The following is a 22236-nucleotide window of genomic DNA, read 5'->3' as shown; positions in this document are numbered from 1 at the left end:
GCATCATGAAAAAGACACTTACACTCTTGCTTACTCTGGCACTACCAATATTCGTTTCTGCTCAAATTCAGAACTTCGATACAAATGGTGGTGTCGATTATGACAATACTCGCAAAGATGTTCGAATAGGACCTTATACATCAATTGGCAGCACTCGGATGAATAACTTCGGATATATTGGGTTTAATGCCTATTTAAATTCATCATCAGTAAGTGGTCTCTATAATAGATTCAAGCCAGATTGGCCAGGCAATGGGTCTACCTCAGGAAAAGGAATTGTATTTCATATGACTGCTGGAGGAAATGCAGATCTCAATATAGTTGGTATAGATTGGGGAAGTAGTTCTAACGAACAGGACTTAAGCAGTTTCTCAAACATTATGACTTTAAAACATAATCAGTTAGTAGGTATTGGCACCACTTCACCGACCTCATCTCTCCATATCCTTTCATCTGATTCCCGTGGAATGAAATTCAGCCGATCTGGTGCACATGATTTTGGATATGAAATAGGAGGAACAACTTTTGGCCTCTATGATTACACAGATGGAGAATACAGATGGAGAACTGGAAATGGTCATGTCATTTTAAATGAGTCAGGAGGCAATGTGGGCATTGGCACTACTTCGCCTAACGCAAAGTTAGATCTCAGAAATGGCCACCTTTATGTTGGCGATGACACATTTAACAATCCTGGCAGCTGGGGAGCAACCATCAATCTGGACGACAACGTGCATTCCAGAGTATTGATCGAAGAAAGGGGTACAGGAGTTCAGACCGCCTTGATGTCTCATACGGGTGGAACCTCCAAAGTAGGTACTATCTCAAATCACGATTTTCAAATAGTTGCCAACCACGATGAAAAGGTCAGGATAGCAACAAATGGTAATATCGGTATTGGTACAAGTACGCCTAACGCCAAATTAGACCTAAGGAATGGCCACCTCTATGTCGGTGATGACACATTTAACAATCCTGGCAATTGGGGCGCAACAATCAATCTGGACGACAATGTCCATTCTCGAATTCTGATAGAGGAAAGAAGTACGGGTGTCCAAACTTCCTTATGGGCTCATACAGGTGGAAATGCGAAAGTCGGAACCATATCCAATCATAACTTTAGTATTATTTCTAATGGAAGTGAAAAGATGACAGTCACAACTAGTGGAAAGATAGGTATCGGCACTTTATCACCCACCGAAAAACTTTCAGTTGACGGAACAGTCCTAGCCAAAAAAGTGAGAGTCTCTACCACAGGAGCAGATTGGCCAGACTATGTCTTCTCTCCTAATTACAAACTAAAAAACCTGAGTGAGCTTGAAGCTTATATCCAAGCTAACCAGCACCTTCCAGAGGTTCCTTCCACCAAAGAGATTGAAGAAAAAGGCCAGGATTTGGGAGATATTCAGACCACACTTTTGAAGAAGGTGGAGGAGTTGACGCTTTACTTAATTGAACAGGACAAAAGGAATAAGGATCAAGAGGCTAGGTTAAAGGCTCTAGAAGAGGAGAATAAAAGTCTTAGAAAGCTACTTGAGTCTAAGAATTAAGCTTTCAAATGATCAATGTTGAATTACTAATTCATAATTCAACATTGATCATTTAATATATTACCCCCCAATCCACTCAGCTACAAACAAGTTTGTATCTCTGCCGCCACCATTGTTACGGTTAGAAGAGAAAACAATATGCTTACCGTCATTAGAGAATACAGGGAAGGCATCAAAGGTTTCATCTCTTGTGATTCGCGTCAGGCCAGTACCATCTATGTTGATCATGTAGAGATTGAAAGGGAAGCCTCTTGTAGCTGTATGATTTGAGGCAAAGATGATTTTCTCGCCTGATGGGTGAAAGAACGGTGCCCAGTTGGCTTGGCCAAGATCGGTTAGTTTTCTCAGGTCAGAACCATCGGCATTGCAGATATAAAGCTCCATATCTGTCGGCATTACCAAACCTTCTTTCAATAGGTCCTGGTAGATTTTAATGTCTTCCTCAGTCTTCGGTCTAGAAGATCTAAAAATAAGTTTTGACCCGTCAGGCGAAAAGAATGCTCCACCATCATATCCCAATTCGTTGGTGATTTGCTTCACATCAGAACCATCGATATTCATAGTGAACAACTCCAAGTCACCAGTTCTCATAGAAGTGAAAACGATACGATCGCCTTTCGGGGAAACGGTAGCTTCGGCATCATAGCCCTCCTCATTAGTCAATTGATCAATGATATTACCATCTAGGTCTGCAGTGAAAATATCGAAGCTCGGGTAGATCGGCCAAACATATTTTCCGTCCGCCCTTCTCTCAGGTACTGGAGGGCAGTTCTCCCCACCTAAGTGAGTAGATCCATAAACGATCGTTTTATTCCCCGGCAAGAAGTAGGAACAAGTAGTCCTTCCCATTCCTGTACTGACCATTTGCGGTCGGTTATTCTTTAAGTCATCATTGCGCCAATCCGTCACAAACATTTGATCACAACCTACTCCCCATTCAGCATAGTCCGACTGGAAGACAATGTGCTTGTCGTCAAAACTCCAATACGCCTCTGCGTTATTACCTCCAAAAGTCAATTGCTTGATATTCCTGAGGTACTTCATTTCTTCTGGGTGAAGCAAAAGTGAGTCTTGAGCAGATCTAGCTTCAGTCGAGACTGTTTCTTTTTTCTGTGCACCACAGCCGAAAACCAAAAGGACTAATAATACAGAAATGTATCGCATGGAATATATGATTCGTTGAATAATGGCGCGAAGATAATGATTATTATCTTTGTCCTAAAGTTGAAATTATGAAGAGTTTGAAGCGCCTATTCTTATTGATCACAGTACTATCGATCACATTTGCTTGTACCGATTTTACCACCGACAAAGAACTTAAAGTAGGCCTTGAAAAGGACATTACTTTTCTGGCCGATGATGCTTTAGAAGGTAGAGCGATCGGCACCCCAGGTGAGGAAAAGGCGGCAAACTATATAGCTGAGGCATTCGAAAAGATAGGCCTTAGCCCAAAAGGCACTGATGGCTATTTTCAACCTTTTACAGTTAAGAAATCTACCAATCCCCATGAAGAAGCGGTAGTTGGGACTGATGGCGAAGGTGTTACGGGCAGAAATGTAGCAGGTTTTATTGATAACGGCAGTGACTACACCGTGGTGATCGGTGCTCACTATGATCATTTAGGCTATGGTTCCGAGGGGTCGCTGTTCAGAGGCGAACCTGCCATTCACAATGGTGCAGATGACAATGCCAGTGGTACATCAGCGGTAATTCAGCTTGCCAAAATCCTTAAAGCCAAGAAAAGTAAATACAACTTTCTCTTTCTTGCCTTTTCAGGAGAAGAAAACGGGCTTTGGGGTTCTAACTACTTTTCAAAGAATTCTACTGTTGATCTAGCCAGTGTCAACTATATGATCAATATGGACATGGTCGGTAGAATGAACGAAGAAAAGACGGTAGCGATCAATGGTGTAGGGACGAGTCCACTGTGGATCGAAAAACTGGAGACTATTAATTCAGACAGTCTAAAACTGGTTACTTCAGAATCTGGTGTTGGGCCTTCAGATCATACCTCATTCTATCTTCAAGATCTTCCAGTATTGCATTTCTTCACTGGCCAGCACGAAGACTACCATAAACCTTCTGACGATGCTGATAAAATCAACTACGATGGATTGGTTCTTGTCATTCGCTACATTGAGCGCTTGGTGGATGAGTTAGACAATGAAGATAAGCTGGCATTTACAAAAACCAATGATAGCTCTGGTGATAACCCTAGGTTCACAGTTTCTCTCGGTGTGGTTCCTGATTACCTGTTTGATGGTCAGGGCATGCGGATTGATGGCGTTACGGATGGTAAGCCTGCCTCTGCAGCAGGGATGAAAAAGGGAGACATCGTAGTTAAGCTCGGTGACTCCACCATAGTAGATATGATGAGTTATATGCGAGCACTTAGCGGCTTCAAAGCCGGTCAACAGACTGTAGTTGAATTTAAACGAGGTGAAGAACTGAAGGCTGCTGAAGTCAAATTCTAAGCCTGATGATATTCATAAGAACCCTCATATCATTCTTAAAAGACCCTGAGTATCGCTCGCTCCTTCTAGCTTCAGCAGCTATTGTAGTGATAGGTACAGTAGCATATCATTATATTGAAGGTTGGGGTTGGTTGGATTCACTGTACTTTTCAACCATCACGTTGACAACCATTGGCTATGGCGACTTTGCTCCTCAAACGGATTTAGGCAAAATCTTTACTGTCATCTACATTGCCATAGGCGTGGGTATGGTACTAGCCTTCCTCAATACGCTTTACAAACACTTCCGAGACTTCCCCGCTAAAGACAACAAAAAGTAATTTTCAATTTTTTCGATCAAGTTTGAACTCTTTTTTGGAATGATTGTTCTGTTATAGAATTTATTATTCTGGAACAATCATTCTAAAAAAGATAAAATGATAAAACTTAACAACAAAGTGGCGGTGATTACGGGAGGTAGCACCGGTATAGGACTGGCTTCGGCTAAAACATTTCTTGCAGAAGGTGCTAAAGTGGTGATCACTGGTCGTACCCAAGAAACGCTTGACGCTGCGGTGGCAGAAATTAATGATGACAACTTAACAGCCATTCAATCCGACACCTCAAAACTCAGCGATATTGATGCTCTGGTGACAGCCGTAAAAGACAAATTCGGAACTGTTGATATTCTCTTTGCCAATGCCGGTATTGCCTGGTTTGCACCTATTGATCAGGTAGACGAGGCTTTCTTTGACGCCCACTTTAATACCAACGTGAAGGGATTATTCTTTACAATTCAGAAGTTATTACCAATCTTCAATGATGGTGGATCAATTGTGTTAAACGCTTCTGCAGTAGTTCATAAAGGCTTTGAGAACGGATCAGTATACTCTGCCACCAAGGGTGCTGTAAGAAACTTTGCTAGAACAATTTCTTCTGATTTGGCTCCAAGAGGTATAAGAGTGAATGTGGTAAGTCCTGGGCCAATCGAAACGCCTATTTACAGTAAAATGGGAATGACCGAAGAGCAATTAGCCGGAATGGCAGAAGGCTTTGCAGCCATGGTACCTATGAAAAGGTTTGGAGCTTCCGAGGAAGTAGCTAAAGCCGTACTCTTCCTTGCCTCTGACGATTCATCTTATGTATTGGGTGAAGAGATACTAGTAGACGGAGGAATAGCAACTATCTAAGTTGCTTATTCTGGAACGATCAGTTATTTTTAAGTAGTGAGCAATTCAAATATGAAAGAATTGCTCACTATTAACCATTTAAAATCATGGCTAGAACCAAAAGTTTTGTAGAAAGTGAGGTGTTAGATAAGGCGCTGAATCTTTTCTGGACTCAGGGTTATCATGCCACGTCAATCCAAGATCTTGTCAACCATCTAGGAATCAACCGAGCAAGCATTTATGATACCTGGGGCGATAAACACGGACTATATTTGGAAACACTGAAGCAGTACCGTAGGAATAACTCTGGCAAGCTTCTGGAGAAAATAAGGTCGGAACAATCCGCAGTGGAATTCATCAGAGGTTTCCTGGAAGATATTGTATCAGATTCGTCCGCTGATGAACTAAAAAAAGGCTGCTACCTGTCCAACTCCGCAACAGAACTGGCCAACTGTGACCAAACCGTGAGTGACATGTTCACAGACAACCGAGTAAAAATGGAGGCGGTCTTAAATGAACTCATCAAAGAGGGCCAGGAAGCTGGAGAGTTTTCGTCAAAACACTCTAGTGAGGCGCTTGCCAGGTTTGTGTTTAATGCAGCAAGCGGTATGAGGGTTATGGCCAAAGGTGACATTACCAAATCAGAATTGGCCGATGTTGTAGATGTTACTCTATCCGCATTAACCTGATTTTTATCAGTTTTTCAAAAACTGCTTTTCCATACATTTAGGACCTAAACGTTGCATATGAGGAGAGCGGTTGGTTCATTTTTGTCCAGAAATCAGTTTAGATTACTACGTTATAGTATCGGTATACTATTCATATGGTTCGGCATGCTCAAGTTCTTTCCAGGCGTCAGCCCGGCAGAAGGTTTGGCCACCGACACGATCAGCATACTGTCATTTGGTTTATTGAAGAAAGCGCTTAGCATTAAGTTACTGGCCATTTTAGAGGTTAGTTTAGGCGTTCTACTCATGTTTACCAAAGAGTATCGCATCACCTTTTGGCTCTTGCTCTTCCATATGGCTTGCACCATAATGCCTTTATTCATTCTGCCAGAAGTGACGTTCAAGTCCATACCTTTCCAGTTGACCATCGAAGGCCAATACATTATCAAGAACTTTGTCATTATTTGTGCAGCCTTTGTATTGCTTTTTGCCCATCAGGAGCAATCGTATTCAGAATAATTAGAACACTAGAGAACTTTTATGCTTGAATTCTTATTTATTTAAGAATTAAAAGAAGCAGCTATTGAAATACGATGTAGTCATTATTGGAGGCGGGCCTATCGGGCTAAACTGTGCTATTGAAGCAAAGAAGGCTAACCTTAGTTATATAATATTGGAAAAGGGAGTTTTGGTGAACTCACTATACAATTTCCCTACCAATATGACCTTCTTTTCAACTTCCAATTTATTAGAGATTGGTGATGTTCCATTTATCGCACATAGTGATAAACCCACACGCAAGGAAGCATTAGAATACTTCAGAAGAGTCAAGGAAAGCTGGGATCTAAATATCAGTCTTTATACTGAGGTGGAATCCATGCAAAAGTCGGGTGACACCTATACAATCTATACAAACAAAGGTGAGTTCGAAGCTTCTAATGTTATCGTGTCGACTGGCTTCTATGATACACCGAGGCAACTTGGTATTCCAGGTGAAGAACTGCCGAAAGTGAAGCATTTCTATGACGATCCGCACCCCTACTTAGGTCAGAAGGTACTGGTCATCGGAGCAGCCAACTCTGCATGTGATGTGGCCCTAGAAACCTACTACAAGGATGCGGAAGTCACGATGGCCATTCGAGAATCAGAGATTTACCCGAAGGTGAAATATTGGATTCGCCCCAACATTATTAATCGCATCGAAGAAGGCTCGATCAAAGCCTACTTCAACACTACTGTAAAAGAAATTCGTCCTTGCGAGGTGGTATTGAACACTCCTGATGGAGAAATCACTATTGAAAATGATTTTGTTTTGGCTATGACTGGCTACAAACCAAACTACACCTTATTCGAAAAACTGGGGCTTCCTATCTCGGATGACGAACTCAAGATTCCTTTACATGATCCTGAAACCCTAGAAACTCCGCTTGTGGGTGTTTATGTGGCCGGGGTAATCAACGCGGGTCTTCAGACAAGTAAGCTATTCATAGAAAACACCCGAGTGCATTCGGGTATGATTGTAAATAGCATATTGAAAAAGAACTAGCCCTTCCATTTGATGTTGCAACCCAGGCTTGGGATCTGCTGAGCAGAAACTTCTTTGCCCGCCAAAATCTCTTCTAAGGCATTGCGTATGTCGGCACCAGTGACAAGCTTACCATTTCCGGGCCTTGAATCATCTAGCTGACCTCTGTACACACATTTCAATTCCCCATCAAAAATGTAGAAGTCGGGTGTACAGGCCGCATCATAGGCCTTAGCGACCTCCTGCGTCTCATCATATAAATAAGGAAAATCATAGCCCACTTTTTCAGCTTCAATTTTCATCAAATGAGGTGCGTCTTGCGGATAGTTCTCTACATCATTGGAGCTAATCGCAATAAATGAAACGCCTTTAGCTTTGTAATCACTAACTAATGACACGATCCCTTCGTCTACATGTTTGACAAACGGACAATGGTTACAGATAAACATAATGACAGTTGCCTGACCTGACTTCAAGTCATCGAGGCTCAGTTGTTTTCCTGAAATGGTATCAGGCAGTGAGAAGCCTGGCGCCTTCGTACCCAAGGGCATCATATTCGATAATGTTCTGGCCATTAGAATTACTATTTATGCTAAGTACTGTAAAGATGCACCCGCAAAAGTTAATGCCAAAAAGAAACCGAGCATGTCGGTGACTGTTGTCAAGATTGGACCGGAAGCTAAGGCTGGATCTACTTTCATCTTTTTAAGAAAAAGTGGAATAGTACCTCCAATGGAAACTGCCACTACGGTGTTGATGGCTAATGCGCCACCAACCACCAAGCCTAAATAGGCATTTCCTTCGTAAAAGAATGCTGCTAATCCTATCAAGAGACCAAGCACTAACCCATTAATTAAACCGACTTTGATCTCCTGCATGAGTACTCGAAATAATTCATATGGCTTTACCACACCCAGAGAGAGCTCTCTTAAACTGACTGCTACGGCCTGATTACCGCTGCAGCCCGACATATCAGAGATCACAGGAAGGAATATGGCTAAGGCAATCACCTCTTGCAAAGTATCTTGATACAGTGCGATGACACTTGCGGCTATGATATTGAGCACAATATTCACACTCAACCATGAGAGTCTCCGCTTAGACCTTAGCAAAACGGGCATGGTTCGAAGTTCCTCCCCTCCTACAATACCCTGGGTTTCTAGTAGCTCGTAATTCGACTTGTCCGATTCGGCCTCTCTAACATCTTTCCTCAGGACTAAGCCGAGCAGGTGGTTATCTTCATCAACCACGGGTACACCATAAAAATCGTATTTATCAAAAAACCCGATCAGGTCGTCTAAAGAATCGGTGTCTTTGACAACAAGCGCATCTTTGATCACTATAGATTGGAGCTTCGTATTACCACGAGACAGTAGCACATCTCTCATTTGCAGCACTCCAAGAAACTGACCTTCTTCTATGACATAGATATATTGAACATGATATCCCTCGTACTGATCGGCATTCTCCCTTAATCTTTTTGTGATCTCTCCTACGGTTTCATGTGCTTCAAAGGCTAGATACTCTGTTACCATGATACCACCAGCCGTATCCGGATCATATTCGATTAGTCTTCGAATATTTTCAGCCTCTTCCGGAATCATCTCTTCCAGAATTGCCTCGGCATCCTCATCATCCAACTCGGCTATGATATCTACCTGATCATCACTGTAGAGCTCATTCAGAATAGATGCGGCCGTTTCAACCTCAGCTGCCTCAATGGCCTGCACAGCCTGATACTGCGGAATAAATTCCATTAATCGTGCACCATCTTCCGCTGAGACTAGATCAATGAGCGCTAACCTCTCCTCCTTACTTAGGTGGCTATAGGCATGAACGATTTCATCCGTCTCCAGATTTTCTAGCAACTGATGAATGGCGTCAACTGAAGCAGTCTCAATTAATTCTGAAAGTCGATCTTTGGTATCTGTTGCTTGTTGCATAATCAAATTTCAATTGATTAATTCGAATTCAAAGGTCCATGGAGGTAAATATTTTATTTTTTAATTACTGGCATTAACATCCTTTAACAAATCGCATCGCAAGTTTTCTTTGGGGTCCTCATCTAACCCTACAAATCATAAAAAAATAAGTCATGAAAAAAGAAAACTTAAAAAAATACGGATTGGTCATTTTGGTTATGTTGTTTGTCGGGGCTTCAAGCGTACAGGCTCAACAATTCAGGAGAGGTGAAAGACCACAAGGACAACAAGAACTTAGAGGACCTCAAGCTGGAGAAATGGATAGGAAAGGCCCAAGAGGGCCACACATTCCAAATTTGACAGAAGAGCAAAAAGAGCAAATGAAAGCTTTCAAAATCGAATTTGAGAAAGCCGCTCTCCCCTTGAGAAACCAGATAGGTGAAAAGGAGGCAAGACTGCATACCCTCGTCACTGCCGAAAACTATGACGAACGCGCCACTAATAAGGTGATCGAGGAAATCGGAGATTTAAAGACCGATTTAATGAAGCTTGAAGTTGGTCAAAGGCAAAAAGTAAAAAGCATACTGACGGATGAGCAGGTACTGGCTCTAAATCATCAGGCAATGAGAGGGCCAAAAGGTGGCGCCAAGAGAGGACCAGGTAATGGGCCGCATCATGGTAGAGGAAGATAAATCCATCCACTTCTAAATAGTAATACAATCTCTTACATTGGGGTAGTCTTCTCTGAAGGCTGCCCTTAAACTATTAATCTATTTGACCGATCCGGAAATCATATTGGCTTTGCAGCAAAAGTCTGAAGCGGCTTTTCGTTCATTAGTAGATCATTACAAGGATCGAGTTTATAATACCTGCCTAGGCCTGCTCCAGAACTCCGAAGAGGCTGAAGAGGCCACTCAGGATGTTTTTATCGAAGTATACAAATCGGTAGAAAAGTTTCGAGGCGATGCGAAGCTATCCACCTGGATGTACAGAATCGCTACTACCAAATCGCTCGAGCGTATTAGAAAACAAAAGGCACAAAAGCGCTTTGCTTTTTTTCAATCACTCACCGGAGGCGAAAGGGGCTATGAGACAACAAAGCATGCGACTTTCGATCACCCGGGTGTGATTTTGGAGAATAAGGAACATGCGAAGACGCTCTTTAAGACTATAAAAACACTACCCGACAGTCAACGCATTGCCTTTACACTTCACAAGGTTGAAGGGCTACCTTATCAGGAAATTGCAGAAGTTCTAAACACCAGTGTGCCATCAGTTGAGTCATTGATGTTCAGAGCACGAAAAAATTTGCAGAAAAAACTAAAAACTTATTACGAAAAAAATTTTCAGAAATAGCGCAAGTTATTGCTTAAAACCACATCTAATGGACAGGAGAGCATTATGAAAGCTGAAAAAGACATAGCGGAAAAAATAAATCAGACATTAAATAGTTTGGAGGGGTTGGGTAAGGCAGAGGCAAGCCCGTTTTTCTATAGCAAGCTGGAAGCAAGGATGCAAGACGAGCTAACTTCTTCCATTGGCAGGTTTGCTTTTGTTGGCAATCTTAAGACGAGCATGGCGGTTCTCGGTGTCATAATGGTCTTGAATGTAACCAGTCTATTTCTACTCAGTGGTTCTGACAAAGAGTCGACCACAGGAGGTTCAGACTTAGACCTGATTTCTCAAGACTACTTCTCAGATACCGATGACTATGAATACTTAAACAGCTATTAAGATGAACTCCTTGAAAAACAACAAATACATTGGATGGGTAGTGATCTTATTGGCTGCCCTGAATGTCGCGCTTCTCATTTTCATCTGGTTTGGTCATAATCGATTATCCCAAAAGCCTCGTCAAGGAGGAATGCGGGTTTTGGAAGAAAGACTACAACTCAATGAAGAACAGAAGGAGCAACTTAATCAGCTGCGTGATGAACACTTCAAAAACATGGAAGGTTTGAGAGTAGCATCACAAGCGGCCAGACAGGAACTCCATAGCCTTTGGGCCGAAGCCGATGCTTCTGATAAAGTAACTGAATTATCCCAGCGCATAGGGAATACCCATGCGGCCATCGAAAAAGCAAACTATGACCACTTTGCACAGATCAGAGCAATTTGTTCTCCTGAGCAACAAAAAATCTTCGATGAGCTAATCCAAGATGTTTTAAGACAGGGCGAACGACCAGGTCCTCCTAACGGTAGAATGCCAAGGGGCGGACGAGGTTCGGGAGGTTTACCACCTTCTAGGAATTGACAAAGTACCTCAGTTTCTAAGAATTAGAGCTGCGCCCAAACTTAAAATATGTAAGAGATGAAAAAGGCTATTTTTTCAATGAGCATGGTGGCATTAATATTCAGTTGTTCACCAAACGATGAAGTAACAGATGATATCGATGATACGGTAAATACTGATTTTTCAGGTATCCTCAATTTACCAAGCGACTACTATAACTATGCAAATCCTGAGTTACCCAACCACTTCACTACAGGTCAGGTAGCAGGAATAGATAATACCCCAAATAACAACCCAGTTACGGATGAAGGTGCCACGCTAGGGAGGGTCCTTTTCTATGATGTGAACTTGTCAGGGAATAATACCGTTTCATGTGCATCATGCCATATCCAAGAAAGAGGCTTTGCCGATGAAGGTGCTTTCAGCATCGGCTTTCAAGGCGGTTTGACAGGTAGAAATTCAATGGGACTAGCCAACGCAAGATATTATGACAATGGACGTTTCTTCTGGGACGAACGAGCTAACACATTGGAAGATCAGGTATTGATGCCCATACAAGATGAAGTAGAAATGGGATTAACATTGACCGAGCTAGTGAGTAAGATTCAAGACCAAGACTACTACCAGCCATTATTTACTGATGCTTTTGGGAGCAGCGATGTCACTTCGGAAAGAATCTCACTTGCCTTGTCACAATTCGTAAGATCAATGGTCTCATACGAATCTAGATATGATGAAGGGCTCGTAGCCGTCAACGGAGATGAAGATGACGACTTCCCTAATTTCACAGAACTAGAAAACATAGGTAAGGACTTATTCTTCAGCAATAGAACGCAATGTTCTAACTGCCATGAAACTGCTACTTTCAGTGGCGATCAGGCCAGAAACAATGGCTTAGATGCTGTGCTTACTGATCTGGGGGTTGGAGGCGTAACCGGAAACAATAACGATCAGGGAGAGTTTAAAGTAAACTCGCTAAGAAATATAGCATTAACTGGACCTTACATGCATGACGGTAGATTTGCTACACTGCGTGAAGTGGTAGAGTTCTACAATAATGGTGTACAAAATAGCCCCGGTTTAGACAATAGATTAAGAGTAGGAGGCGGAGGTCGCGGAGGTAATAATGGAAATGTAAGAAGACTGAACCTCAATGGTCAGGAGATTGACGCTTTGGTTGCTTTTCTGAATACATTGACTGATGAATCCTTCTTAACGGATGAGAAATTTTCGAATCCTTTCGTTAATAATTAGAGAACAATAGTTCATATACTATGTATTTTGGTTGAAGAAAAGGAGCTCAAACGGGGCTCCTTCTTCCTTTTATAGCTATCTTATATCGTGCTTGATTCTATCCAGCTGAACAAACTCATTGATTTAAGGCATGTGCTGCATCAAAACCCAGAATTATCGGGGCACGAGGAAAATACTGCTAAGACTATTTCAGAATTTTTAGGGCTGTGCAAAGCCAATCAGATAATCGAAAATGTAGGTGGCCATGGTGTCATCGGTATATGGAATGGTTCAGAAAAAGGAAGCAACATTCTCTTAAGAGCAGAACTTGATGCGCTGCCCATTCAAGAGACCAATGACCTACCTTATGCTTCAGGCATACCCAGTATTTCGCATAAGTGTGGGCATGATGGTCATATGGCCATACTCTGCGGTGTAGCTCTAAAACTAGCAGAAGACAGACCCAAACAAGGTGACATTATACTTTTGTTTCAGCCTGCAGAAGAAACAGGACAGGGCGCCAAAGCCGTCTTGTCCGACAAGAAGTTCAAGGCCTTGAATTATGACTACGCCTTTGCCCTTCACAACCTTCCAAAAAGAAAAAAAGGCAGCATCCTTTGTAAAAATGGTTCATTCTGTGCCGCCTCCACTGGCATGAAGATTAAGCTTACGGGTAAAACCGCACATGCGAGTCAACCCCATACGGGAAACAACCCTGCAATGGCCGTTGCACAAATGATGTTTTGCTTTGACCGAATCTTAGAAACTACAGAATTCAATAACAAAACACTCATTACGCTCACACATACCACCATAGGTGAAGAGAGTTTTGGGGTGTCAGCTGGTCATGCCGAAATATGGCTAACCCTAAGAGCCTTCGAAAGTCATGACTTTGATTTATTGAAGCTTCTTGTAGAAAGAGAAACTAAAAGCATTGCATCTAAATATAGCTTGGGCATTGATCTGACTTATCACGAGTCCTTTGAAGCAACAGAGAACCACAGCGAAGCTGTCGATATTGTTAAATCTGTTGCTTCCAAGTACTCAATCCCCTACAAGTCCATGCGTAAACCAAACCCGTGGTCAGAAGACTTTGGGCTTTTCCTCAAGGAGGCAAAAGGAGCCATGTTTGGCTTAGGTTCTGGAAAAAAGACTCCTGATCTACATAATCCGGATTATGATTTTCCAGATGAAATCATTGACATAGGAGTTCAAACGTTCTGGGGAATCATTCAAGAGATAAATACTTAAACTAAAAAAGCCACTCCGAATAATCGGAATGGCTTTTCTTTATGATTTAGTAGTCCTGCTATTCTGCAGAATCCTCTTCTTCTTTCTTTTTCCGAGAAGCTCTCTTCTTCTTAATTTTTATGGTCAACTCTTCAGATTTACCGTCATGATCAGCACTTAGGGTATCACCGTCATTGATATCACCTTTTAAGATCTCTTCAGCAATCTGATCTTCCAAATACTTCTGAATGGCTCTGTTCAAAGGTCTGGCTCCATATTGAGGATCAAATCCTTTTTCTGATATGAAGTCCTTAGCTTTCGCAGTAAGCGAAACCTTATATCCCATAGCTTCTACCCTTCCTAAAAGCTTGCCAAGAGAGATGTCGATAATCTTATGAATATCATCTCTTCCCAGAGAATTGAAGATGATAACATCGTCAAGTCTGTTCAAGAACTCTGGACTGAAAGTCTTCTTTAAGGCCTTTTGAATTGTATCCTTGATGATCTGATCTTCAGAATCTCTCTTCGTTTGCGTACTGAATCCAATCCCCGAACCGAAGTCTTTCAAATCTCGGACACCAATATTTGATGTCATGATAATGATCGTATTTCGGAAGTCAACTCTTCTGCCCAAACCATCAGTCAAAATACCATCATCAAGTACTTGAAGTAAAATGTTAAAGACATCTGGGTGTGCCTTTTCGATCTCATCTAACAATACGACAGAATAAGGTTTTCTTCTCACCTTTTCAGTGAGTTGCCCACCTTCTTCATAACCCACATAACCTGGAGGCGCTCCAACGAGTCTGGATACAGAGAATTTCTCCATATACTCACTCATATCTATTCTAACCAAAGAATCTTCTTTGTCAAATAGGTAGGTTGAAAGCACTTTGGCCAACTCCGTTTTACCTACGCCTGTGGGGCCTAAGAAGACAAAGGTTCCGATCGGCTTAGCTGGATCTTTCAATCCCACGCGCGTTCTCTGAATCGCTTTGGTTAACTTACTAATCGCTTCATCTTGGCCGATCACTTTTCCCTTGAGCTGCTCGCCCATTCCGACCAATTTGGCCTGTTCTTTCTGAGCAACACGCTTCGTAGGAATACCCGTCATCATAGCAATTACCTCTGCTACGTTTTCTTCGTCAACGGTATATCGTTTTGCCTTACTCTCTTCTTCCCAGCGCTCTTTTGCACTGTCAAGTTGATCGATTAGCTTCTTTTCTTTATCTCTTAACTGAGCTGCCTCTTCATACTTCTGACTTTTAACAACTCTGTTCTTTTCCTTTTTGATATCCTCAATCGCATCTTCCAGTTTGACAATATCTTCAGGAACATGAATGTTGTTGATATGCACTCTCGCACCAGCCTCATCCAATACATCGATGGCTTTGTCTGGTAGGAAACGATCTGATATATATCGATCGGAAAGTTGAACACATGCCTTCAGTGCATCATCCGTATAACTTACATGGTGATGCTCTTCATACTTCTCCTTGATATTATCCAGAATCTGAATGGTCTCTTCTGGTGTAGTCGGGTCGACCATCACCTGTTGGAACCTTCGTGCTAAAGCACCATCCTTTTCGATGTACTGTCTGTACTCATCCAAGGTAGTTGCTCCAATGCATTGAATCTCACCTCTGGCAAGGGCTGGCTTAAACATGTTAGAGGCATCCAAAGAACCTGAGGCTCCGCCTGCACCTACGATGGTATGTAATTCATCAATAAAGAGAATTACCTCAGGTGATTTTTCAAGCTCGTTCATTACCGCCTTCATGCGCTCTTCGAACTGACCACGGTATTTGGTACCTGCTACTAATGACGCCAAGTCCAGAGTCACCACGCGCTTGCCGAACAATACGCGAGACACTTTCTTTTGAACAATTCTTAGTGCAAGGCCTTCAGCAATAGCACTCTTTCCTACACCAGGTTCACCGATAAGGATTGGGTTGTTTTTCTTTCTTCTTGATAGAATCTGACCAACGCGTTCGATTTCTTTTTCCCTGCCCACAATTGGATCAAGCTTTCCATCTTCAGCATATTTCGTTAAGTCCCTTCCAAAGTTATCAAGGACAGGAGTTCTAGACTTCTCACCGCCTTTACCGGACGGCCTGTCACCTCCACTTCCAGATCCACTGCTGCTTCCGAACATCTTTCCAGAATCTTCGTCTGGATCGTCAGTGTCGGATGATGCCAATGGATTGTCGGTCTGGTATTCTAACATTTCTTTTACTACTTCATAGTTCACATCAAACTTCTCTAGTATCTGCGTAGCGATATTGTCTTCATCTCTCAAGATTGAGAGTAACAAATGCTCTGTACCAATCAGTTGACTTTTGAAAATTTTTGCTTCTAGATAGGTGATTTTAAGCACCTTTTCTGACTGTCTTGTCAATGGGATATTAGCCAAGTTCTTCACATTGTGATTAGCCGTCCCTTTTGTAGCTCTTTCGATCGCCTCTCTGAGTTCTTCTAGCGAAGTACCCAGCTTCTTCAGAATGCTCACCGCTACTCCTTCTCCTTCACGAATCATCCCTAGTAAAAGGTGCTCTGTACCGATGTAGTCGTGCCCTAATCTTAGGGCCTCTTCTCTACTCAGGGAGATCACTTCTTTTACTCTATTTGAAAATTTTGCTTCCATTTATTGCCTTTGTCAGTGGTTCAATTCATGCATTAAACCACGATTTCAATATAATAAGATATACCTTACGATCTACTAGAAACGTAATCAAAAACCTAATTGTTCTTAATCATAACACCTGAGTTGTGTAATACCTCTAAAGCGTCAGGGCCCGTACAAAAAAGCAGATCTAAGATGCTCATGTTTGGTACAAAGTCTTTGCCAAAGATTTGGTGATAACTTTTTGGCTCAAACCATGTCAGACTGTCTATAGATTTCTTGGGATGTATTGCCGATCGAAAGTCAACTATGCCCTCAGGTGGATTTTTCGAATATTCCGCAGACTCATTCAACTTGACTTTCATTTTCAGGAGTTTAAGACATAATGTCAGCAAGCGTGAATTGAGTTCATAAAGCGTAGTACAATTCGCTTTGATTTCAGCTTCGAAATAGCCCGCATAGTAGTCAAAAAACGGAGACTTCCCATAGGCCGATTGAATCGCCCGCCAATGGTTGTTGGCCCACTTCTGTTTGTAGTCTATGGTAAGGTTTTTAATTAGAACCTTTCGCCCTCCATGGTGCACAGGAATGCTCAGACTCTGGATCTTATTAGAGCCGATTATCTCACAACGATTTCGGTAAGACTGCTTCTCAAAGTTTTCGTGGGTTTCAATGAAGACCTCTTCGCTATAGCTCAGCAAAACGAAATAGGCCACCGATGGTAGGTATTGGGATTCAACAAGAACTTTCATTAGAGGTACTCATTAATATCTCCCAAACCTTCTCTAACTACTTCAAAGTCGTCCTGTGAACAATCTACTACAGTGGAAGCTACATTGGCGCCATAACCGCCATCAATGACTATGTCTACCAGATTTTCATATTTCTCAAAGATCAGTTCAGGGTCTGTTGAATATTCAAGAATCTCGTCCTCATCGTGAATGGATGTGGTGATGATTGGGTTACCAAGGTTCTTTACAATCTCTCGAGGTATGTTGTTATCAGGAACTCTGATCCCTACCGTCTTCTTTTTTGCATTCAAAACCTTTGGTACACTATTGCTGGCATTCAGAATAAAGGTGAATGGCCCGGGTAGTGCCTTTTTCATCACTTTGAAAATAGGCGTGCTAAGTCCTCTTGTGTACTCTGCAATTTCGCTAAGATCATAGCAGATAAATGATAAGGCCTGAGGCTTGGTATTTTTAATTTGGCATACTCTCTGAACCGCCTTGTTATTACTAAAGTCACAACCGATTCCATAAACCGTATCAGTGGGGTAAATAACCACACCACCAGACTTCAAGACCTTTACGATCTTATCAATCTTATCGATTTCAGGGTTTTCTTCGTATAGCTTAATTAATTCCGCTGCCATGGCTGTGACTTGAGGTCGAAGTTAGGACAAATTGACTATTTTTGTGCCCTTATGCAGAAAAGAAAGCGATTTATGATCGGTATGGTGATCTTCTCGGTGATCCTAACCTCTTTTTCATTTTACTTTTATCAGGTATTCTATGGATCAAATATTCTGATTGAGAAAACAGCACAAGTGGTGTTGATTGACAGAGATGATAATTTCGATTCTCTCAGGAACAAGCTTTATGACCAAACGATTGTTGACGAAATTTTGTCTTTCAGCTTTGTAGCAAAAGCACTCGGTTACCAAGACAATGTTAAACCGGGCGTCTATCTGCTGGAACCTAATATGAACAATTTGGAAGCCGTGCGTAGACTAAGGGCTGGTGACCAAATCCCTGTAGACGTCACATTTAATAATGTTCGCTTCAAAGAAGACCTTGTTGAGAAAATTGCCGATGATACAGGAATCGATCCTGATGAGTTTCTGAACCTACTTAATGACGAAGCATATTTAGCCACACTTGGCTTCAATAAGGAAACGATTATGGCCATGTTCATCCCCAACACCTATGAGGTGTATTGGACCATTTCTTCGAAGGCCTTATTCGACAGGATGAAAAAAGAATACGATAGGTTCTGGACAAGTTCCAGAAAAGCAAAGGCAGAAGCGCTGGGTATGTCACAAGTGGAAGTTTCAACCCTAGCCGCAATAGTACAAGATGAGATGTATATCGCCAGCGAAAGTCCGACAATTGCCGGCCTCTACATCAATCGCATCAAGGAAAATATGCTTTTACAAGCAGACCCAACTGTAAAGTTTGCATTAGGAGATTTCACGATCCAAAGAGTGCTTCTAGCTGACACCAGAATTGACAGCCCTTATAACACCTATAAATATCGAGGTCTACCTCCAGGTCCTATCAACTTACCTACAATAGCTTCCTTAGATGCTGTTCTAAATTATGAAAAGCATGACTATCTTTATATGTGTGCAAGAGAAGACTTTTCAGGCTATCACCGCTTTGCAAAGGATTTGACCCAACACAATAAAAATGCAAGGCTCCTGCATAAGGCCTTGAATGATAGGAAAATATTTCGATAAGCATGTATAGTGCCTCTACCCAGATAAGGGTAAGATATGCCGAAACTGATCAGATGTCATATGTGTATTATGGCAATTACGCCATGTACTATGAAGTAGGCCGTGTAGAAGCACTTCGTCAACTAGGTTTTCAGTATAAGAGCCTGGAGGAACAAGGCATCATGATGCCGGTACATGATTTACAATGTAAATATCTATCACCGGCCAAGTATGACGAACTCCTTACCGTCAAGGTAATCATCAGGGAGCTACCCAAGGTCAGGATGATTTTCGAGTATGAGGTGCTCAATGAAGAAGGAACGTTAGTCAATGAAGGTAAAACCACTTTGGTATTCATCAACATGGAGACCAACCGACCTTGCCGTGCACCCGAAGCGCTGACAGAAGTATTAAAACCTTACTTCTCATGAAAGCGAAACTTCTATCCATTGTGCTAGAGAATCCGCTTTACATAAGGCTGGTCAACCTACTCCAACATATCAAGGTCGGAAAAGCCAAAGTTGGGCTGTATGATGCTATTGTCATTTTCATTCAAAAGCTAAGCAACGATAGGTTGTTAGCGAGAGCCAATGGTGTGGCTTTTAGTTTTACAATGGCGATATTCCCTGCCATCATTTTCTTATTTACGCTTACGCCTTACATTCAAAACTTTTTCCCTGATGTTACCAATGACCAAATCATTGGCTTTCTAGAAAACTTGCTTCCAGAGAACCTGTATGCTGCTGCTGACTCTACAATTCATGACATCATTAATAAGCAGCGTGGTGGACTATTGTCTTTTGGTTTTGTCCTTACGCTCATCTTATCAACAAATGGAATGAACTCTTTGATGAGCGCTTTCAATGCTAGCTATAAAACAAAGGAGACTCGTGGTTTTCTAAAAATGCGTTTTATCGCAACGGTACTTATATTTATTCTGGCACTATCCGTATTGATTTCTGTCGGGCTCTTAGTGGTTGGCCAACAGCTGTTAGAGGATAACAGTATTAGAGAGATAATTCAGGAAAACATCTCAATTGACATCATCATTCTTTTGAGGTTTATAGTCCTTTACATCGTTTTTCAGATTGCCATTTCAAGTATTTACTACCTGGCACCTGCGGTACACAAAAGGTGGCACTTTATGAGTGTGGGTTCAGTATTCTCGACATTTACTATCATCCTGGCATTTTTCGGTTTTTCGTACTACGTCAACAATTTTGGAGCCTATAATCGCCTCTATGGATCGATCGGGGTTTTGATTGTCTTAATGTTACTTCTCTTCATTATTTCACTAATTCTGCTAGTAGGCTTTGAAATGAATGCTGCCTTTGACAAGGCCAAAACAAAAAAATTAGAAGCCGAAAGCATTTAATTGAGCCTAGTCGCTTGCACAAAAAAAAACTCCACTTATCTTTGCAGTCCCAAACGGGAGATCACACACAGAGGCGTGCCCCAAAGGGCTGCCTTTGGCAGCAGAGTGGTCGTCACAAAGTGATCCTAAAGTGAAATGCGGTGGTCTTGCCCCGCAGGGATCTCCAAGGGAAAAACCATTGTACCGAGAGGTATCCGGGTTAAAAAAAGTAAGGGGATATGTTCTTTACTTACATATTACAGAATGATTTTGACCAGACCTTCTATTATGGTCATACCAAAAATCTTGATGAGAGATTAAAAAGGCATAACCAAGGAAAAGTAAGGTCGACCAAAAGCAAAAGACCGTGGCGTTTACACTACAAAGAAGTGTTTCAGACCAAGTCAGAAGCTTATAAAAGAGAGATGTTTTTCAAATCCATCGATGGCTATCGATTCTTGAAAGACAAAAAGATAATTTAATACAGAGGCGTGGCAGAGTGGTCGAATGCGGTGGTCTTGAAAACCATTGTACCGCGAGGTACCGGGGGTTCGAATCCCTCCGCCTCTGCAGATTATTTGGTCCGTTCGTCTAGGGGTTAGGACGCCAGGTTTTCATCCTGGTAACAGGGGTTCGATTCCCCTACGGACTACTTACAAAGAGCTCAGCTAATGCTGGGCTTTTTTTATGCCCTTCGGGGAGCCACGCTGCAAGCTGGCCCAATCCTGAATTAATCCGCTGGATTAATTCTATGCGGATTGTCCTCCTATGGACTACTTACAAGGAGCCCCGACATGTCGGGGCTTTTTTTAAGCTTTATGCTTGGGAGCTTACCCTGCAGGCTGGCTCCTCACTAAAAACTCCACAGGAGCTTTTTTGACGCTCGGCCCTCCTACGGACCCCTTAAAAAAAGCAGTCATTCCAGACCTTTCTTTTTAAACTGTCTATGCTCAAATGATACTCTTGGTAGGGTAATTTCGGGTTAGACCGTACCATATTTGTCTAAGGCCCAAGTCAATCTATAACGGAAATAAAATTTTGAGTTTTTTTCTGTCGATGCTTGGATAATGCAATCGATTGCATAATTTTGTGTCAGAAGAGGAAATTGAATTCTACTGACAACTTTTTAATTGTTAGATTTTAAGCATAGTAAACTAATGGAGGAATTAAAAACGAGTCGTCATACGAATGAGTCTACTATAGACAAGGTTAAAACGCATTCGAATGGCAACGTCAATTCACAAGGTTCCCACGATTTCAATCACCAGCGCGTTTCAGTGAGAGATATTATAGAGAACCATTACCGTAAAAGGTAAGTAAGAACGCCCCGAAAGGGGCGTTTTTGTTTTAGCCCCCTACACAGTTGTCTTTTCTTCCGGTATCCACCAAGTGGAAAATCTTCCATCCGTCTTCCGACTTGTAAAGTTTGAAAACGTTGACCCCACAATGTGAAAATTGATCCCCCAAATAGAATTTAAAGGGAGTCCAAACGGAAGCCATTTTACCATCAATCTCAATCGTCCCAAATTCAATTCTTTCATCCCAAACCTTATCGTGCGGAGTGCCGACAGACTTTAAAAAACTGCTGAAGTCACTACTGACTACTCTAGCTTTGCCCTCTCGGTTTTCTTGGACCCTTTGAAAGACAATCTCGTCACTAAAAACCGAATGTACCATGGCACTATCGCCAGCTCTCATGCCATCAAACATGGTCATCACGGCATCTTTGATCGCCTGAACATCGTCTTGTGCCCTTAGGCTGCCACCAAAAATAAAGAGCCCAAAAAGGGCTCCAATTATTATTTTCATTTTCATAATCGAAGCTTTAAACTCAAA

Annotated in this window: 24 protein-coding genes and 2 tRNA genes; 19 read left to right on the top strand and 7 right to left on the bottom strand. The window is 42.0% G+C overall.

From position 1 onward, the window contains the following. Positions 1–5: 5 nt before the first annotated feature. Positions 6–1550, top strand: a complete 1545-nt coding sequence (locus BFP97_RS18155; protein ID WP_069843782.1) for a hypothetical protein — start codon at positions 6–8, stop codon at positions 1548–1550. 60 nt (positions 1551–1610) lie between these two features. Here BFP97_RS18155 and BFP97_RS18150 read toward each other — a convergent pair whose 3' ends face one another. Beyond that, positions 1611–2714, bottom strand: coding sequence for a TolB family protein (locus tag BFP97_RS18150; protein WP_069843781.1), 1104 nt, complete (start codon positions 2712–2714; stop codon positions 1611–1613). Positions 2715–2782: 68 nt separating this feature from the next. On the opposite strand from BFP97_RS18150, the gene BFP97_RS18145 reads away from it, so the two are divergent. From BFP97_RS18145 to BFP97_RS18120, 6 genes are all read left to right on the top strand, one after another. Beyond that, a complete protein-coding gene (locus BFP97_RS18145; protein ID WP_069843780.1) occupies positions 2783–4024 on the top strand; it encodes a M28 family peptidase in 1242 nt (413 codons plus the stop codon). A 5-nt stretch (positions 4025–4029) separates the two neighbouring features. Then, entirely contained in the window at positions 4030–4344 is a 315-nt protein-coding gene (locus BFP97_RS18140) for a potassium channel family protein (RefSeq protein WP_069843779.1), read from the top strand. Between the two features lie 96 nt (positions 4345–4440). Beyond that, on the top strand, positions 4441–5193 hold the full coding sequence (locus tag BFP97_RS18135) for a glucose 1-dehydrogenase (protein WP_069843778.1): 753 nt from the start codon (positions 4441–4443) through the stop codon (positions 5191–5193). Between the two features lie 86 nt (positions 5194–5279). Next, positions 5280–5861 carry a TetR/AcrR family transcriptional regulator gene (locus BFP97_RS18130; RefSeq protein WP_069843777.1) on the top strand — a complete coding sequence of 194 codons (582 nt, stop codon included), beginning with the start codon at positions 5280–5282 and terminating at the stop codon, positions 5859–5861. A 57-nt stretch (positions 5862–5918) separates the two neighbouring features. Next, on the top strand, positions 5919–6359 hold the full coding sequence (locus BFP97_RS18125; protein ID WP_069843776.1) for a hypothetical protein: 441 nt from the start codon (positions 5919–5921) through the stop codon (positions 6357–6359). Between the two features lie 64 nt (positions 6360–6423). After that, positions 6424–7386: a YpdA family putative bacillithiol disulfide reductase gene (locus BFP97_RS18120; RefSeq protein ID WP_069843775.1), complete on the top strand. Its 963-nt coding sequence runs from the start codon at positions 6424–6426 to the stop codon at positions 7384–7386. Here the strand turns inward: BFP97_RS18120 and BFP97_RS18115 are convergent. Together BFP97_RS18115 and mgtE are read right to left on the bottom strand one after the other, a co-directional pair. Further along, a complete protein-coding gene (locus tag BFP97_RS18115; RefSeq protein WP_069843774.1) occupies positions 7383–7940 on the bottom strand; it encodes a thioredoxin family protein in 558 nt (185 codons plus the stop codon). The two genes, BFP97_RS18120 and BFP97_RS18115, sit on opposite strands and share 4 nt — an antisense overlap. 12 nt (positions 7941–7952) lie before the next feature. Beyond that, positions 7953–9308, bottom strand: a complete 1356-nt coding sequence (gene mgtE, locus BFP97_RS18110; RefSeq protein WP_069843773.1) for a magnesium transporter — start codon at positions 9306–9308, stop codon at positions 7953–7955. 152 nt (positions 9309–9460) lie between these two features. On the opposite strand from mgtE, the gene BFP97_RS18105 reads away from it, so the two are divergent. The 6 genes from BFP97_RS18105 to BFP97_RS18080 all read left to right on the top strand — a co-directional run bounded on the left by BFP97_RS18105 (position 9461) and on the right by BFP97_RS18080 (position 14004). Beyond that, positions 9461–9979 carry a Spy/CpxP family protein refolding chaperone gene (locus BFP97_RS18105; protein ID WP_083262650.1) on the top strand — a complete coding sequence of 173 codons (519 nt, stop codon included), beginning with the start codon at positions 9461–9463 and terminating at the stop codon, positions 9977–9979. Between the two features lie 82 nt (positions 9980–10061). Further along, positions 10062–10643: an RNA polymerase sigma factor gene (locus tag BFP97_RS18100; protein ID WP_069843771.1), complete on the top strand. Its 582-nt coding sequence runs from the start codon at positions 10062–10064 to the stop codon at positions 10641–10643. A gap of 9 nt (positions 10644–10652) precedes the next feature. Beyond that, positions 10653–11021 carry a hypothetical protein gene (locus BFP97_RS18095; RefSeq protein ID WP_069843770.1) on the top strand — a complete coding sequence of 123 codons (369 nt, stop codon included), beginning with the start codon at positions 10653–10655 and terminating at the stop codon, positions 11019–11021. A gap of 1 nt (position 11022) precedes the next feature. Further along, on the top strand, positions 11023–11541 hold the full coding sequence (locus tag BFP97_RS18090) for a Spy/CpxP family protein refolding chaperone (protein WP_069843769.1): 519 nt from the start codon (positions 11023–11025) through the stop codon (positions 11539–11541). Between the two features lie 57 nt (positions 11542–11598). Continuing rightward, the gene (locus BFP97_RS18085; protein WP_069843768.1) at positions 11599–12774 is read left to right on the top strand and encodes a cytochrome-c peroxidase; all 1176 of its coding nucleotides are present in this window, start codon (positions 11599–11601) and stop codon (positions 12772–12774) included. 87 nt (positions 12775–12861) lie between these two features. After that, positions 12862–14004 (top strand): amidohydrolase, encoded by a 1143-nt coding sequence (locus BFP97_RS18080; protein WP_170827509.1) that lies wholly within the window; start codon positions 12862–12864, stop codon positions 14002–14004. Between the two features lie 58 nt (positions 14005–14062). Here BFP97_RS18080 and BFP97_RS18075 read toward each other — a convergent pair whose 3' ends face one another. The 3 genes from BFP97_RS18075 to BFP97_RS18065 form a co-directional block, all read right to left on the bottom strand. Continuing rightward, positions 14063–16627 (bottom strand): ATP-dependent Clp protease ATP-binding subunit, encoded by a 2565-nt coding sequence (locus BFP97_RS18075; protein ID WP_069843767.1) that lies wholly within the window; start codon positions 16625–16627, stop codon positions 14063–14065. Positions 16628–16722: 95 nt separating this feature from the next. After that, entirely contained in the window at positions 16723–17358 is a 636-nt protein-coding gene (locus BFP97_RS18070) for a WbqC family protein (protein WP_069843766.1), read from the bottom strand. After that, a complete protein-coding gene (locus BFP97_RS18065) occupies positions 17358–17981 on the bottom strand; it encodes an L-threonylcarbamoyladenylate synthase (RefSeq protein WP_069843765.1) in 624 nt (207 codons plus the stop codon). The genes BFP97_RS18070 and BFP97_RS18065 overlap by 1 nt, the downstream gene beginning before the upstream one ends. A gap of 51 nt (positions 17982–18032) precedes the next feature. Here BFP97_RS18065 and mltG point away from each other — a divergent pair, with 51 nt between their 5' ends. The 6 genes from mltG to BFP97_RS18035 all read left to right on the top strand — a co-directional run bounded on the left by mltG (position 18033) and on the right by BFP97_RS18035 (position 21052). Further along, the gene (gene mltG, locus BFP97_RS18060; RefSeq protein ID WP_069843764.1) at positions 18033–19067 is read left to right on the top strand and encodes an endolytic transglycosylase MltG; all 1035 of its coding nucleotides are present in this window, start codon (positions 18033–18035) and stop codon (positions 19065–19067) included. Between the two features lie 2 nt (positions 19068–19069). Then, positions 19070–19477: an acyl-CoA thioesterase gene (locus BFP97_RS18055; protein WP_069843763.1), complete on the top strand. Its 408-nt coding sequence runs from the start codon at positions 19070–19072 to the stop codon at positions 19475–19477. Continuing rightward, positions 19474–20421: a YihY/virulence factor BrkB family protein gene (locus BFP97_RS18050; RefSeq protein WP_069843762.1), complete on the top strand. Its 948-nt coding sequence runs from the start codon at positions 19474–19476 to the stop codon at positions 20419–20421. Before BFP97_RS18055 ends, BFP97_RS18050 begins: the two co-directional genes overlap by 4 nt. A gap of 218 nt (positions 20422–20639) precedes the next feature. Beyond that, positions 20640–20882 (top strand): GIY-YIG nuclease family protein, encoded by a 243-nt coding sequence (locus tag BFP97_RS18045; RefSeq protein ID WP_069843761.1) that lies wholly within the window; start codon positions 20640–20642, stop codon positions 20880–20882. A 3-nt stretch (positions 20883–20885) separates the two neighbouring features. Continuing rightward, positions 20886–20970 (top strand) — tRNA-Ser (locus BFP97_RS18040). Between the two features lie 10 nt (positions 20971–20980). Further along, positions 20981–21052, top strand: a tRNA-Glu gene (locus BFP97_RS18035). Between the two features lie 695 nt (positions 21053–21747). Here the strand turns inward: BFP97_RS18035 and BFP97_RS18030 are convergent. Next, positions 21748–22215 carry a nuclear transport factor 2 family protein gene (locus BFP97_RS18030; protein ID WP_069843760.1) on the bottom strand — a complete coding sequence of 156 codons (468 nt, stop codon included), beginning with the start codon at positions 22213–22215 and terminating at the stop codon, positions 21748–21750. Positions 22216–22236 lie beyond the last annotated feature (21 nt).

This window comes from Roseivirga sp. 4D4 (assembly GCF_001747095.1).
Taxonomy (GTDB): domain Bacteria; phylum Bacteroidota; class Bacteroidia; order Cytophagales; family Cyclobacteriaceae; genus Roseivirga.
The sequence above is the reverse complement of the archived record's forward strand: the minus strand, read 5'-3'. Positions and strand labels throughout refer to the sequence as shown.